Raw genomic sequence first — 14144 nt, forward strand, 5'->3', positions numbered from 1 at the left:
ACGCGGGCGTCCACGGCCGGGCGAACCCACGGTCGGGGCGGGACCGGCGCGCGCCCCACCACCGCGCCGGACCAGCGCGCCCGAACCCGGGGCCTGGCCGGCGCGGGCGTCCACGGCCGGCCGGGCCGGCGCAGAACCCACGGCCGAGGAAGGACCGGCAGCGCGCCCACCACCGGGCCGGACCAGCGCGCTCAAGGCCGGGCCGGGGCGGGCCCGGCGCGGGCGGCCGCGGGCGGGCGGGCCGGTGCGGACGGTTACCGGCGGCGCTGGGAGCGCCAGGTGAGGAACAGGGCCGAGGCGAGCGCTGCGCCCCGGACCACCCAGGGCCAGGTCTCGGAGACGGCCTCGTTCAGGTGGCCGTCTGCGATGGGGGTGCCCCAGCGGCCCTCGCTGCGGCCCCACAGCCAGGTCAGGCCCGCGGCGACCGCGGTGGCCGGCAGCCAGATGACCGCGATCTTGGTCTCGGTGTCGGTCAGGCGGCGCGAGGCGTAGGCGATGAGCCAGCCGAGCAGCAGGGCGAACCAGTTGCCGAGCACCGCGCCGGCGACCAGGCACAGCGCGCCGAGCAGCAGCAGCGGGTTGCTCCAGCGGCGGGCGGGCAGGGGCAGCAGCCGGCGCCGGGTCCGTACGGCCGGTTCCTCCGTGGCGGGCTGTTCCACCACGGGTTCGGGCCGGGACTCCGCCGCCTCCTCCGCCTCCTTGCGGGGCGGCGGCTTGAGCAGGTCCGGGATCTCCACCCCGCCGACGAACCCCGGCACGTGGTCGTCCAGTCCGGGCGGCCCGAAGGGGCCCCGCCGCCACCAGTCCGGCGCCGAGGCGGTGTCGCCGAGCTCGTGGGTGCCGGCGCGGTGGGGCGGGGACGGCACGTCGGACGGGGCGGCGGGCGCGGGGGCCGCGGGGCGGGGGCGGGGGACGACGCGGCGGAATCCCCTGGGCCGGTCCGGCCGTACGGGTTCCTCGGCAGCCCCGTCCGCCGGGGCCTGCTCGGTCCGCGGGGGCTTCGGGGTCTTCCGGGGCCGCGGGGCCTGCTCCGAGCCGGGATCGCGCTGCACCGGGACCGCCGGGCGCGGGGGTTCCGGCACGGCGGGGCCGCCGCCCTCGGCCGCGGCCGTGACGACGTCGTCGGGGCTGCCGAGGCGGGCGATGATGCGGCGGACCGCGGCCGGGGAGTCCACGGTCACCCTCGCCCTGCTGCGGTCGATCTCGTTGCGCAGGTCCGACACGAGCCGCATGCGCGTGGCCGACGACAACTGCCGCTGCTGCGCCACGTCGCCGACGCGGCTCAGGTACTCGTAGACGACCTGGTCGCTCTCGATCCCCAACGCAGTCCCCTCCGGCGTGGGTGGGCCGATACCCGGACGGGACGACGGTAGCGCAGCCCGGGGTGCGCGGTGCCGGTCAGACCGGGCGGCACTCCCCCGCGCCGCCCGCCGGGGCGCGGGGGCGGTGGGGGCGGCCCCCCACCCGCTACCGTTGAGCGGATGAGCAGCGACGAGAAGCCGGACGGCCGGCCGGCGGCCCCGCGGTCCCTCGCGGAGGCGCTCCGGGCCCGGGACGACGCCTCCCTGGCGGCGCTCCTGCGCGCCCGTCCCGACCTCGTCACGCCGGTGCCGACCGACCTGACCCAGCTCGCCACCCGCGCGGGCACCCGCGCCTCGGTGGTGCGGGCGCTGGAGCGGCTGGACCGGTTCGCGCTGCAGACCGCCGAGGCGCTGGCCGTGGCCGGGGACCCGGCGTCGTACGACGAGCTGCTCGGCCTGATGGCCGGGGACGACGGCGACGCCGCGGTGGCGGCCGCCCTCCCGCACGCCGTGGGGACCCTGCGCGAGCAGGCGCTGGTCTGGGGCGGCGACGACCGGCTGCGCCTGGTGCGCACGGCCCGCGAGCTGCTGTCGCCGTCCCCGCAGCACCCCTCGCCGACCGGGCTCGGCCCGACCGTGCAGGAGGCCACGGCGGGCATGTCGCCGGGCCGCATCCAGGAGCTGGTGGCGGCGGCCGGGCTGCCGTCCACGCACGACGCGGTGTCGGCGGCGGCCGCGCTGACCGCGCTGTTCACCGACCGCGAGCGCATGGCGAAGCTGCTCGGCCAGGCCCCGCCCGAGGCCCGCGAGGTGCTGTCCCGGCTGGTGTGGGGACCGCCGTACGGGCAGGTCACCGCCGATCCCGCGGCCCACCTGCGCTGGCTGCTCGACCGGGGGCTGCTGCTGCCGACGGCGCCGGGCACGGTGGTGCTGCCCCGCGAGGTCGCCCTGCACCTGCGCGGCGGGCGCGCGCACCGCGAGACGGAGCCCGTGCCGCCGCCCGTCGAGCCGGCCGGGCCGACCGGGACACGGCAGGGCTCTCCCCAAGTGGTGGACGCGACGGCGGCCGGCCAGGCGTACACCGCGCTGGCGACCGTCGAGGAGCTGCTGAAGGACTGGGACGAGGGCGGCCCCGCGGTCCTGCGGGCCGGCGGTCTGAGCGTGCGCGACCTCAAGCGCACGGCCGTCGCCCTCGACGTGTCCGAGCCGGTCGCCGCGTTCTGGGTCGAGCTGGCGTACGCGGCCGGCCTGCTCGCCTCCGACGGGGAGGCCGACGAGCGCTACGCCGCCACCCCCGCCCACGACGAGTGGCGGGAGCGTCCCGCGGCCGACCGGTGGGCGGAGCTGGCCGGGGCGTGGCTGGCGGCGACCCGGACGGCCGGGCTGGTCGGCGGCCGGGACGCCAAGGACCGCACGCTGGCCGCACTCGGCCCGGGCCTGGACCGGTCGGTGGCCCCCGAGGTGCGCCGCCGGGTCCTGGCGCTGCTGGCCGCGCTGCCCGCCGGCACCTCCCCCGACCCCGACTCGGTGCTGGCGCGGCTGCGCTGGGAGCGTCCGCTGCGCGGGCCGCAGCAGGAGGACGACCTGCGGTCCCGGCTGGCCCGCTGGACGCTCCAGGAGGCCGAGCTGCTCGGCATCACCGGCCGCGGCGCGCTGTCCTCGCACGGGCGGGCCCTGCTCGGGGCGCCGGAGCCGCAGGCGACGGGCGGCACCCCGGGCATCCCCGACACCCCGGGCGACAAGCTGCCGGTCCACCACCGGGCCGCGCCGTACGGCGCCCCCGCCGCCGGACCCGTGCCGCCGGGGCCCGCCGATCCGCAGGCCCGGGCCGCCGCCCGCGCCGCCGCGGCCCGGCTGCTCGCCCCGCTGCTGCCCGAGCCGCTGGACCACGTGCTGCTCCAGGCCGACCTGACGGCGGTGGCCCCCGGCCCGCTCCAGCGGCCGCTCGCCGACGTGCTGGACGTCCTCGCCGACGTCGAGTCCAAGGGCGGTGCGACGGTCTACCGCTTCACGCCCGCCTCGGTGCGCCGCGCCCTGGACGCCGGCCGCAGCGCCTCGGACCTGCACGCCTTCCTCGCCGCCCACTCCCGCACCCCGGTGCCGCAGCCGCTGGCCTACCTGATCGACGACGTGGCCCGCCGGCACGGGCACCTGCGGGTGGGCGCGGCCTCGGCGTACGTGCGCTGCGACGACGACGCCGTGCTGAACGAGATCCTCGCCGACAAGCGCTCCGCCGCCCTGCGCCTGCGCCGGCTCGCGCCGACCGTGCTGGCCGCGCAGGCCGACCCGGCGGCGCTGCTGGAAGGGCTGCGCGCCCTCGGGTACGCGCCCGCCGCCGAGTCCGCCGAGGGCGATGTGGTGATCACCCGCGCCGACGCCCGGCGCACCCCGCCGCGCACGCCCCCGGAGCCGGTCCCCGAGGGCCCGCCCGTCCCCGACGCGACGCTGCTGACCGCCGCGGTCCGCGCGATCCGGGCGGGCGACCTGGCCTCGACGGCACCCCGCAAGACGCCGGGCACCCCGCCGGCCCCCGGCGAGCTGCCCCGCACCTCACCCGCCGAGACCCTCGCCACGGTGCAGGCCGCCGTCCTCACCGGCGAGGCCCTGTGGATCGGCTACGTCAACGCCGACGGCGCCGCCAGCCAGCGCGTCATCGCCCCGGTCCGCGTCGAGGGCGGCTTCGTCACGGCGTACGACCACACGGCGGACGAGGTGCGCACGTACCCCCTGCACCGCATCACGGGAGTGGCGGAACTGGCGGACGACTGACGGTGCCCGGGCCCCCCTCAGCACTCCCTGACGGGGGCGTCGGCCGGGAGGCCGAAGTAGGAGCGGGCCGCGGTCTCCAGGGCAGCCTGCGCCGCGGAGTCCGGGCGGTCGGGGTCGGTGAGGGGGCCGAAGTGGTCGCGGCGCCAGGCGGCGGCGCCCGCGCCGTCCGGGGCCTGATCGCGGGAGACGATCCGGTAACCGCCGTCCGGGCCGCGCCGCAGCCGGACCTCCTGCGGGACCACGGCCCCGCCGCACTCGACCAGGGCGCCGCCGCGTGCCCCGTACTCCACGCAGAGCGTGGCGACGCCCGCGCGGACCAGGCCGTCCCGCTCGTCGAGGTCCAAGGCCCGCGCCCGGCAGAACCACCGCGCCCCCGGCCCGGGCCGCGCCGACCCGTACCCGGTGCCCTGCGCCTGCGCCGCGAGGCGCGCCTCGATCACCGGGCGGACCTCCTCCCACAGGGGCCCGTCCACGCCCGCCGCCGGCCACCGCACCCACGCCCCGGTCGCCACCAGCACCCCCGTGGCCGCCAGACCGGTCACCCATCTGCCCGCCGCCATCCCGCGCCTCCCCTCCGGGCGGCGCGCACCACGCCGCTGTGCCGGTCAAGACAGCCGGGGGCGGTCCGGGGTTGCCCGGGAGGCCGTCCGGCCGTGGCCGGGGCCCGTGCGGCGGCGAGTGGCACACTGGACGTTTGGCCGCGTCCCCTGGCCTGACGGAAAGGTTCCGCGCGTGAACGGTCCACTCATCGTCCAGTCCGACAAGACCCTGCTCCTGGAGGTCGACCACGAGCAGGCCGACGACTGCCGCCGTGCCATCGCGCCGTTCGCCGAGCTGGAGCGGGCCCCGGAGCACATCCACACCTACCGGGTGACCCCGCTCGGCCTGTGGAACGCGCGGGCCGCAGGCCACGACGCCGAACAGGTCGTGGACGCCCTCGTGCAGTACAGCCGGTACCCGGTTCCGCACGCCCTGCTGGTCGACATCGCCGAGACGATGGACCGCTACGGCCGCCTCACCCTGAGCAAGCACCCCGCGCACGGACTGGTGCTCACCACCACCGACCGGCCGGTGCTGGAGGAGGTGCTGCGCTCCAAGCGGATCGCCCCGCTGGTCGGCACCCGCATCGACCCGGACACGGTCGCCGTGCACCCCTCCGAGCGCGGGCAGATCAAGCAGACCCTGCTCAAGCTGGGCTGGCCCGCCGAGGACCTCGCCGGGTACGTCGACGGCGAGGCGCACCCCATCGCGCTGCGCGAGGACGGCTGGGCGCTGCGGCCGTACCAGCACCAGGCCGTGGAGAACTTCTGGCACGGCGGCTCCGGCGTCGTGGTGCTGCCGTGCGGCGCGGGCAAGACGCTGGTCGGCGCGGGCGCCATGGCCCAGGCCGCCTCGACCACCCTCATCCTCGTCACCAACACCGTCTCCGCCCGGCAGTGGAAGCACGAGCTGGTGAAGCGGACCACGCTGACCGAGGACGAGATCGGCGAGTACAGCGGGACGCGGAAGGAGATCCGGCCCGTCACCATCGCCACGTACCAGGTCCTGACGACCCGGCGGAAGGGCGTCTACCCGCACCTGGAGCTGTTCGACTCCCGCGACTGGGGCCTGATCGTCTACGACGAGGTGCACCTGCTCCCCGCGCCGGTCTTCAAGTTCACCGCCGACCTCCAGGCCCGGCGCCGGCTGGGGCTGACCGCGACCCTGGTCCGCGAGGACGGCCGGGAGTCCGACGTGTTCTCGCTGATCGGGCCGAAGCGGTTCGACGCGCCGTGGAAGGAGATCGAGGCGCAGGGGTACATCGCGCCCGCCGACTGCGTGGAGGTCCGCGTCAACCTCACCGACACCGAACGCCTGGCCTACGCGACCGCCGAGGCCGAGGAGAAGTACCGGTTCTGCGCGACGACCGCGACCAAGCGGAAGGTGACCGAGGCGATCGTGCGCCGCTTCGCCGGACAGCAGATCCTGGTCATCGGCCAGTACATCGACCAGCTCGACGAGCTGGGCGAGCACCTGGGCGCCCCGGTGATCAAGGGCGAGACGTCCAACGCCCAGCGCGAGAAGCTGTTCGACGCGTTCCGGCAGGGCGAGATCAGCGTGTTGGTGGTGTCGAAGGTGGCGAACTTCTCGATCGACCTGCCGGAGGCCACGGTCGCCATCCAGGTGTCGGGCACCTTCGGCTCGCGGCAGGAGGAGGCCCAGCGCCTGGGGCGGGTGCTGCGCCCGAAGGCGGACGGCCACCAGGCGCACTTCTACTCGGTGGTCGCCCGCGACACCATCGACCAGGACTTCGCCGCGCACCGCCAGCGGTTCCTGGCCGAGCAGGGGTACGCCTACCGGATCATGGACGCGGACGAACTGCTGGCGGACAGCTAGGGATCACGGGCCGGTGCGCCGTGACGCCGGGCGCCGTCCCCCGCGCACGGGGGCGGCGCCCGGCGCGGTTCACGCCGAGTGGACCTCCAGGGCGGCGCGCACGGCGGACTCCAGCGCCCCCTCGATCCACGCCGGTTTCACGGAGGTGTGGTCGCCCGCGAAGTGCAGCGGCCCCTCGGCGGCGGGGATGGAGGTGAGCAGCTCCGTGTGCTGGCCGGGCAGCAGCACGGACGCCTCGCCGTAGGCGTACGGGTCGCGCATCCAGCTCTGGGTGCGGCCGGCGCCGGTGTAGAAGACCTCGATCCGCTGGCCGTAGACCTCCTGCAGCCCGCACAGGGCGTGCGGGTAGCGGGCCTCGTCGTCGAGGGAGTCCCAGCGCAGGGCGTCGTCCGCCCAGCTGTAGGAGGCCAGGACCACCCCGCCGGCGCTGCCCGGGACCGGGTGGGACGGCTGGTACATGAACCGGTTGGCGTTGTCCGACACCGAGCCGCCGCCGATGACGTCGGCCGCGGCCGGCTGGTCCCGGGTGACGGCGCGGTGGGCGGCGTAGTGGGTGCGCTGGCCGGGGGTGATGTGGCCGGACGGGACGGACGGGTGGGCGCCGAGGAGTTTGCCGTCGCCCGGGGTCCGTCCGGCGCGGTAGGCGTCGTACAGCCCGGGGTCGATGCGGTTCAGCTCCCGCTTCCAGTCGGCCTCGTCGAACTCCCACCAGCGGCGGCTGAACTCCAGCAGCACCTTGGTCGCGCTGTCGTAGTGCAGTTCGGTGACCGCCCGGCGCTTGGTGTACGACATCGGCGGGCTGACCCGCACGTGCCGCAGGCCGGAGAAGGGCACGGTCACCACGGCCGCGTCCGCCGTGAACTGCTCGCGCACGACCGGGCCGCCCCGGCCCTCGGAGACGGTGTCCACCCACACGTGGGGGCCCCGGGCGCGCACGTGCCGGGTGTCGCTGCCGGCCCGGTCGGGGTCGTAGTACTCGATCCGGGTCACCCGCCGGTCGAACCGCACGGTGTCGCGGACCTTGGCCAGCAGGGCGTCCGGCAGGACGGCGGTGCCGCCCTCGAGCTCCCAGAACGCGGTGTCGGGGCTGATCAGGGAGGACCCGATGAAGCTGTGCACGAAGGACAGGGGCAGCCGTGAGGTGAGGTTCTCCACGGTGCCGATCAGGTCGACCGTCCGCTCGTCCAGGCCGGCGTGCTCGGTCAGGAAGCGGAACATCGACCAGTCGCCGAAGCGCTGGATCACCCTGGCCCAGCCCTGGATGCGTTCGGGCAGCGGCTTGTCGGTGCGCTTGCCGTCCGGCCCGAGCGTGCTGAACTCGTCGCGCACCGGGTCGAGGACCGAGCGCAGGATGGCCGCGGCCGGGGTGTCCCAGTGGGCGCGCGGGACGCCGAAGGAGCGGTTGATGCGCCGGGGGGCGCGGGCGTAGTCGGCGCGGCGCATGCGGACGCCGTTGACGTGGATCCAGGTGTGCGCGGCGGGCCGTCCCTGGCCGTCCACGTCGACGTAGTAGAACGGCCGCTTCTTCAGGCCCAGTTGGCCGATGAGGTCCATCACCAGGGGGTGGCTGCCGGGCAGCCGCATCGCGCCGGCCTCGGCGTACTGGCGGGGGTCGGCGAAGGGCTGCGCCGCCTTCTCGTGGCCGCCGCGGCGGAACGTCTTGATGCGCCCGCCCACCCGGTTGCCGTTGGCCTCCAGGACGGTCACGTGGTGCCCGGCGCGCCGCAGGAGCCACGCCGTGACGAGGCCGGCGGGGCCCGCCCCGATGACGAGGACCTTCTTGGCCCCGGTCCGGGTGCGCGGCAGGCCGTCCTTCAGCACGCGCCGGTAGCCGGGGACGAGGGACCGGCCGTCGGCGTCGACGACGAGCAGGGCCCGGGCGACGGCGAGGCAGCGGTCGAAGTCCGCGCCGCGCGCCGCGGACGGCGCCGCCGCCGGGGCGGGGGCGCGCGGGGGTGACTGCGCGGGCAGGGCCGCCGCGCTGCTCGTGCTGCCCGCGCTGAGGAGGCCGGCCACGGCGGTGGTGCCCGCGGCCGTCGTGAGCGTACGTCTGGTCAGGCCGCCGTGATCGGCGTCAGCCTGGTGATGCTCGGTCATGCCGCAACTTCTACGGGCCCGCCGCACCGGTTCGCTCGGTGTTGTGCCGAATTGCCACGGACGAGGGAAAGATCCCGTTCAAACCGGTGCGGACGGGGTGCGCGGGGGCACGCGGGGGCGGGCGTCTGCCCCCGATTACGGCGAAGGGGTGAATCGCGCCCCCGTGCCGCCCGGCGCAGGAGGCCGGGTCAGGACACTGCCCCCTACAGACCTGCGCGCGGAGGGGGAACACAGTGGAACAGCGGCCCGGGGCGGGTGCCCGAGCGCGGTACTGGTTCGACACGACCCTGGCGCGCGGCACCTCGGCCCTGGTGGGCTGGCTGGTACTGGTCTGCCTGGCCGTCGTCGTCCCCGCGAGCGCGGCGCTGGTGTGGACGAGCGGGCACGCCCCCGCCACCCTCTCCGGGAAGGTGGCGGCCATCTGGCACCTGACCGGGGAGACGATGCGGCTGGGCGGCACCACCGGCAGTCCGGCCCGGGTGGCGCTGTCGGTGCTGCTGGCCCTGGTCGCGCTGGTCTACGTCTCGACCCTCGTCGGTCTCATCACGACCGGGCTCACCGAGCGGCTCATCGCCCTGCGACGCGGCCGCTCCAAGTTACTGGAGCGCGGCCACGTGGTGGTGCTCGGCTGGTCGGAGCAGGTCTTCACGGTGGTGGGCGAACTGGTCGCGGCGGGCGCCAACCAGCGGCGGTCGGCCGTGGCGCTCCTGGCCGACCGGGACAAGACGGCCATGGAGGAGTCCCTGCAGAGCAAGGTCGGCCCGACCGGCCGGACCCGGCTGATCTGCCGCAGCGGTCCGTCGGCCGACCCGGCCGTGCTGGCGCTGACCAGTCCGGCCACCGCCGACTCGGTGATCGTGCTGCCGCCCGACGCGTCCCGCAGCGACGCGGACGTCGTGAAGGCACTGCTGGCCCTGCGGGCGACGGGGCGCGGGGGCGACGTCACCGTCCCCGTCGTGGCGGCGGTCCGCGACAGCGGCTACCTGCTCGCGGCCCGCCTGGCCGCCGGGTCCCGGGGCGTCGTCCTGGAGAGCGACACCGTCACCGCCCGGCTCATCGCGCAGGCGGCGCGCCGCCCGGGACTGTCCCTGGTCCACCGCGACCTGCTCGACTTCGCCGGGGACGAGTTCTACCCGGCCGCCCACCCCTCCCTGGCCGGCCGGGAGTTCGGCGAGGCGCTGCTCTCCTACGGCAACGCCAGCGCCGTCGGGCTGATCCGCGGTGGGGTGCCTTGGCTGAACCCACCCGCGCGGACGGTGCTCGAACCCGACGACCAGCTCCTCGTCATCGCCGCCGACGACGACACCGCCGAGCTCGCCGACTGCGCGCCGCTGGTCGACGAGCGGTCCGTGGCGGGCCCCCGGCCGCCGGACACCCGGCCGGAGCGGCTGCTGGTGCTGGGCTGGAACCGCCGTGCGCCCCTCGTGCTGCGGGAGTGGGGCCGCAACGCACCCCCGGGTTCGGTGGCCGACGTGGTGGCGGACGAGGACGAGGCCACGGTGCGGGCCGCCTGCGACGGCGGCGACAGCGGCGACAGGGGGGACGGCGGTGGTGGCGATGACGGCGGTGACTGGACCTGTGTGGCCCTCAGGGGCGACACCACCCGACCGGAGACCCTGGCCGGCCTGGACCTCGGCTCCTACGACAGCGTCATCGTGCTCGGCCAGGAGCCACGGGCCGGCGAGCCGCCCGAGGAGCCGGACACCCGCACGCTCGTCACCCTGCTCGTCCTGCGCCACCTCGAACAGCGCACCGGCCGGGAGCTGCCGGTGGTCACCGAGCTCACCGACGACGGCAACCGGCCCCTGGCCCCGCTCGGCCCCGGAGCCGACGTGATCATCAGCGGCAAGCTGATCGGGCTGCTGATGGCGCAGATCTCCCAGAACCACCACCTGGCGGCCGTCTTCGACGAACTGTTCTCGGCCGGCGGCACCCAGCTCCACCTGCGGTCGGCCGCCGACTACGTCGTGACCGGCCACGAGACGTCCTTCGCCACGGTCGTCGCGGCGGCACGCGACCGGGGCGAGTGCGCCATCGGCTACCGCAGCCGCGCCGAGGCCCGCCGGGCACCCGGCTACGGGCTGCGCCTCAATCCGCCCAAGGCGGACCGCCGGCGCTGGTCCGAGGGCGACGAGGTGGTCGTGGTCGCCGGGGAGGGCCGCCGAGGTGCCGTCAGGAGCGGCGGACTCCCGCTTCCTCGCCGTACTCCCCGAGGATGATCACGTCGAAGGCGGCGCCCGCGAAGACGCGTATCGCGCGCAGGGTGTCGCCGAGACGGTGGTGGTGGCTGCCGGACGCGGACAGGGACGTGGCGCCGGGCGGACGGCCCGGGGCTGGGGCGTGGGTGATGGTCGCTGCGCTCATGTCTCCATGGTGCGATCAGGGACATAAGGGTGGCATCGGTCCGGAGAGCCAATTCGGGAGGATCCTCGCTCCACCCCCGGGTGGAGCGCTCTCCCCTACGGGCGGGGGACGCCTCCCCTAGGGGGCGGGACCCTGCGGGCCGCTCCGGGTCGCTCAGGTCCGCGCTCCGGGCCGCTCAGGACCACGCTCCGGGCCGCTCCGGGCCGCTCCGGGCCGTCCGCGCAGGGTGCCGCGGCGCGGGCCGGGCAATATCCATTGGCCCGCCGCCCGCCCCCGGTCCTAGAATCTCCGCTCTTGCCCGCCTCCCTCCCCGGAGCGCCGCCGACCGGACGGAAACCGGCCGGATCCCCATGACCGTCCCGCAGGCCCGGAGGCACCCCCTTGTCCACGCCCCTGTCCGCCGACGACCCCCTCTCCCGCGAGCGCTCCCACCTGGCCGCCTCCCGTGCCGCGCTGCGCGCCATGCGGGAGGACGTCGAGTCGCTCGACATCCGTGACGTCACCGCGAACTGGGTCAACGCCGAGGTGCTGGCCCGCCAGATCGACGAGCGCATCAAGGCCCTGGCGGACCTGAGCGACACCCCGCTGTTCTTCGGCCGGCTCGACTACCTGCACGCGCCCGGCGCCGAGCGGGCCGAGGGAGCTGAGGGCGAGCGCTTCTACATCGGGCGGCGGCACGTGCACGACGCCGGCGGCGACCCGATGGTCATCGACTGGCGCGCGCCGGTCTCGCAGCCGTTCTACCGGGCGTCCAAGAAGGACCCGATGGACGTCGCGCTGCGCCGCCGCTTCGGCTACACGCGCGGGGACATCACGGCGTACGAGGACGAGCACCTCTCCGACCCCGGGGAGGCGGCCCGCACCAGCAAGCTGCTCCAGCAGGAGATCGAGCGGCCCCGCGTCGGCCCGATGCGCGACATCGTCGCCACCATCCAGCCCGAGCAGGACGAGATCGTCCGGTCGGGCCTCGGCGGCACCGTGTGCGTGCAGGGCGGCCCGGGCACCGGGAAGACGGCGGTCGGCCTGCACCGGGTGGCGTACCTGCTGTACGCCCACCGCGAGCGGCTGGCCCGCACCGGGACCCTGGTGATCGGGCCGAACCGGTCCTTCCTGCACTACATCGAGCAGGTGCTGCCCGCGCTCGGCGAGCTGACCGTGCGGCAGGCGACGGTCGACGACCTGGTGGCGCACGTGGAGGTGCGCGGCACCGACGACGCGGCCGCCGCCGTGGTCAAGGGCGACGCCCGGATGGCCGAGGTGCTGCGGCGCGCGGTGTACTCGCACGTGACGATGCCCACCGAGCCGGTCGTGGTGGTGCGCGGCTCCCGGCGCTGGCGGGTGCCGGCGTACGAACTCGAGGCCATCGTGCGCGAGTTGCTGGACCGCGACATCCGCTACGGCGCCGCCCGCGAGGCCCTGCCGCAGCGCATCGCGCACGCGGTGCTGGTGCAGATGGAGCGCTCGGGCGAGGCGCCGGACGACCGGGTGCAGGACGCCGTGGCCCGCAACAGCGCGGTGAAGGCGGCCGTGAAGGCGGTGTGGCCGCCGGTCGACCCGGCGAAGCTGGTCCTGCGGCTGCTGACCGACGCCGACTTCCTCGCCCGGCAGGCGGAGGGCGTGCTGAGCGAGGAGGAGCAGAAGACGGTCCTGTGGGAGAAGCCGGTCCGCTCGGTGAAGTCCGCCCGGTGGTCGCCGGCGGACGCCGTGCTGGTCGACGAGGCGACCGACCTGATCGGGCGGACGCACTCGCTGGGCCACGTGGTGCTGGACGAGGCGCAGGACCTGTCGCCCATGCAGTACCGGGCGGTCGGGCGGCGCTGCACGACCGGTTCGGCGACGGTCCTCGGCGACCTCGCGCAGGGCACCACGCCGTGGGCGACCCGCAGCTGGGAGGAGGCCCTCGGGCACCTCGGCAAGCGGGACGCGGTGGTCGAGGAGCTGACGGCCGGCTTCCGCGTCCCGACGGACGTGATCACCTACGCCTCGCGGCTGCTCCCGCACATCGCGCCGGGGCTGACCCCGGTGGCATCGGTCCGGGAGAACCCCGGGTCCTTCGAGGTGCGCGCGGTGGCCGGGGACGCGGACGTGGTCGCCGCGTGCGAGGAGGCGCTGCGCCACGAGGGGTCCATCGGCCTGATCGCGGCCGACGCGCGCGTGCCCGCGCTGGCGGACGCCCTCGCGGCCGCCGGGCTGCCCCACCTCGCCCCCGGTGAGGAGACGACCGCCGAGGCCCGTCTCACCCTGGTCCCGGCGTCCCTCGCCAAGGGCCTGGAGTACGACTACGTGGTCCTGGACGAGCCCCGGGCCGTGGTCGACGGCGAGCCGGACGAACGCACGGGCCTGCGGCGGCTGTACGTCGCCCTCACCCGGGCGGTGTCGGGCCTGACGGTGACCCACACGGGCCCCCTGCCGGAGCAGCTGGCCCAGGGCGTCGCCTAGAGCAGTCCCCCCACCTCGGCGGTCCGGGTCTCCCGGACCTCCTGGGGCGCCGGGGTGCCGTCCACCGCGCGGCGCCACCCCGCGACCGCGTCCGCCGAGACCGGGCCGGCCCAGCCGTCCGGGCGGGCCGCGCCGCCGATGTGGAAGGCGTCGATGCCGGCCGTCCGCAGGGCCGGGACGTGGTCCAGGCGCAGGCCGCCGCCGACCAGGAGCTGCTGGTCGTAGCCCGGCCGGCCGCGCCGTTCGGCCTCGGTGAGGAGCACGGTCAGCCCGTCGTCGACGCCCGCCGCGGAACCGGCCGTCAGGTAGGTGTCCAGGCCCGGCAGGCCGTCGAGCCGCCGGCGCAGCGCGTCGCGGTCGGCGGCCCGGTCGATGGCGCGGTGGAAGGTCCACCGGCAGCCGTCCAGCGCCCCGACGACCCGCTCCACCGCGCCGAGGTCGACCTCGCCCGCGGTGTCGAGGAAGCCGAGCACGAACTGGTCGGCCCCCGCCGCCCGCAACTCGCCGGCCAGCCCGGCCAGCCGCGCCACGTCCCCCGCCGCGAACCCGTCCGCGAGGCGCAGCATCACGCGCAGGTCGAGGTCGACGGCGGCCCGGATCCCGGCGAAGGTCGCCACGGACGGGGTCAGCCCGTCGGCGGCCATGTCGGTGACCAGTTCGAGGCGGTCCGCGCCTCCGGCCTGGGCGGCGACCGCGTCCTCGGGGTCGAGGGCGATCACCTCCAGGACTGCACGCGTGCTCATAGGACCCCTTCCGTCGTGTTCCCCTGGAGCGGCTACAGGTCTAGTCCAATGCCAG

General features: G+C 76.2%; 9 protein-coding genes. 4 read left to right on the forward strand and 5 right to left on the reverse strand.

What is annotated here, in order from left to right; genetic code table 11:
* Window positions 1–254: 254 nt before the first annotated feature.
* Window positions 255–1322: a hypothetical protein gene (locus E4U91_RS15685; protein ID WP_137307448.1), complete on the reverse strand. Its 1068-nt coding sequence runs from the start codon at window positions 1320–1322 to the stop codon at window positions 255–257.
* A gap of 159 nt (window positions 1323–1481) precedes the next feature.
* Between E4U91_RS15685 and E4U91_RS15690 the strand changes: the two genes are divergently transcribed.
* On the forward strand, window positions 1482–4070 hold the full coding sequence (locus E4U91_RS15690) for a helicase-associated domain-containing protein (protein WP_137307449.1): 2589 nt from the start codon (window positions 1482–1484) through the stop codon (window positions 4068–4070).
* A 17-nt stretch (window positions 4071–4087) separates the two neighbouring features.
* On the opposite strand, the gene E4U91_RS15695 is transcribed toward E4U91_RS15690, so the two are convergent.
* Complete coding sequence (locus E4U91_RS15695; protein ID WP_137307450.1) at window positions 4088–4630, reverse strand: hypothetical protein; 543 nt, start codon at window positions 4628–4630, stop codon at window positions 4088–4090.
* 172 nt (window positions 4631–4802) lie between these two features.
* Here E4U91_RS15695 and E4U91_RS15700 point away from each other — a divergent pair, with 172 nt between their 5' ends.
* On the forward strand, window positions 4803–6446 hold the full coding sequence (locus E4U91_RS15700; RefSeq protein WP_137307451.1) for a DNA repair helicase XPB: 1644 nt from the start codon (window positions 4803–4805) through the stop codon (window positions 6444–6446).
* Window positions 6447–6515: 69 nt separating this feature from the next.
* Here E4U91_RS15700 and E4U91_RS15705 read toward each other — a convergent pair whose 3' ends face one another.
* The gene (locus E4U91_RS15705) at window positions 6516–8543 is read right to left on the reverse strand and encodes a flavin monoamine oxidase family protein (protein ID WP_137307452.1); all 2028 of its coding nucleotides are present in this window, start codon (window positions 8541–8543) and stop codon (window positions 6516–6518) included.
* Between the two features lie 233 nt (window positions 8544–8776).
* Between E4U91_RS15705 and E4U91_RS15710 the strand changes: the two genes are divergently transcribed.
* Window positions 8777–10762 (forward strand): CASTOR/POLLUX-related putative ion channel, encoded by a 1986-nt coding sequence (locus tag E4U91_RS15710; protein ID WP_137307453.1) that lies wholly within the window; start codon window positions 8777–8779, stop codon window positions 10760–10762.
* Here E4U91_RS15710 and E4U91_RS15715 read toward each other — a convergent pair.
* A complete protein-coding gene (locus tag E4U91_RS15715; RefSeq protein ID WP_137307454.1) occupies window positions 10716–10907 on the reverse strand; it encodes a hypothetical protein in 192 nt (63 codons plus the stop codon). The genes E4U91_RS15710 and E4U91_RS15715 overlap by 47 nt on opposite strands.
* 462 nt (window positions 10908–11369) lie before the next feature.
* On the opposite strand from E4U91_RS15715, the gene E4U91_RS15720 reads away from it, so the two are divergent.
* The gene (locus tag E4U91_RS15720) at window positions 11370–13346 is read left to right on the forward strand and encodes a HelD family protein (protein ID WP_388124489.1); all 1977 of its coding nucleotides are present in this window, start codon (window positions 11370–11372) and stop codon (window positions 13344–13346) included.
* Here E4U91_RS15720 and E4U91_RS15725 read toward each other — a convergent pair.
* A complete protein-coding gene (locus E4U91_RS15725) occupies window positions 13343–14089 on the reverse strand; it encodes a copper homeostasis protein CutC (protein ID WP_137307456.1) in 747 nt (248 codons plus the stop codon). The genes E4U91_RS15720 and E4U91_RS15725 overlap by 4 nt on opposite strands.
* Window positions 14090–14144: the final 55 nt, after the last annotated feature.

Source organism: Streptomyces lasalocidi, from assembly GCF_005280215.1.
GTDB lineage: Bacteria > Actinomycetota > Actinomycetes > Streptomycetales > Streptomycetaceae > Streptomyces > Streptomyces longwoodensis.

What these genes read in the sequence shown, in the direction of transcription:
- E4U91_RS15690 (WP_137307449.1), top strand. Translation starts at nt 1,482, where the DNA reads ATGAGCAGCGACGAGAAGCCGGACGGCCGGCCGGCGGCCCCGCGGTCC.
- E4U91_RS15695 (WP_137307450.1), bottom strand. Translation starts at nt 4,630, where the DNA reads ATGGCGGCGGGCAGATGGGTGACCGGTCTGGCGGCCACGGGGGTGCTG.
- E4U91_RS15705 (WP_137307452.1), bottom strand. Translation starts at nt 8,543, where the DNA reads ATGACCGAGCATCACCAGGCTGACGCCGATCACGGCGGCCTGACCAGA.
- E4U91_RS15715 (WP_137307454.1), bottom strand. Translation starts at nt 10,907, where the DNA reads ATGAGCGCAGCGACCATCACCCACGCCCCAGCCCCGGGCCGTCCGCCC.
- E4U91_RS15720 (WP_388124489.1), top strand. Translation starts at nt 11,370, where the DNA reads ATGCGGGAGGACGTCGAGTCGCTCGACATCCGTGACGTCACCGCGAAC.
- E4U91_RS15725 (WP_137307456.1), bottom strand. Translation starts at nt 14,089, where the DNA reads ATGAGCACGCGTGCAGTCCTGGAGGTGATCGCCCTCGACCCCGAGGAC.